The organism is Pseudoalteromonas sp. S3260, from assembly GCF_005886925.1.
GTDB classification, from domain to species: Bacteria; Pseudomonadota; Gammaproteobacteria; order Enterobacterales; family Alteromonadaceae; genus Pseudoalteromonas; species Pseudoalteromonas tetraodonis.
The window spans coordinates 1-261 of record NZ_PNCV01000285.1 but is presented as its reverse complement, the minus strand read 5'-3'; the positions used below and the strand labels follow the sequence as shown (position 1 = coordinate 261).

Sequence of the window (261 nt, the reverse complement as noted above, 5' to 3'; positions counted from 1 at the left end):
TCGCACAAAAAGGCCACGATATAAATGCCCAGCTAAATCGTTACGACCAAACAAGTTTTCGACTAAGTAGCGCTTGAGCTCTTTGGCTTGTTTCACGCCTTTACCATGACTGCGCTTTTGGCCAATTTTGACTTCGAGTGGCAATAAGTACATTTTGCCCTCTTTAAAACCAACAAAGAGAACGTCATCAGAAATCGCGCCACTTTTAAAGCCCTGAGCAAAACGAGAGAACTCACTTTCGCTCATTTTAAGACCTACATT

General features: G+C 42.5%; 1 protein-coding gene. It reads right to left on the bottom strand.

The genetic code is table 11. The features are described 5' to 3' along the window. Positions 1 to 261: hypothetical protein (locus tag CWC14_RS18500; protein ID WP_138564345.1), on the bottom strand; the 261-nt coding region annotated here is incomplete at both ends.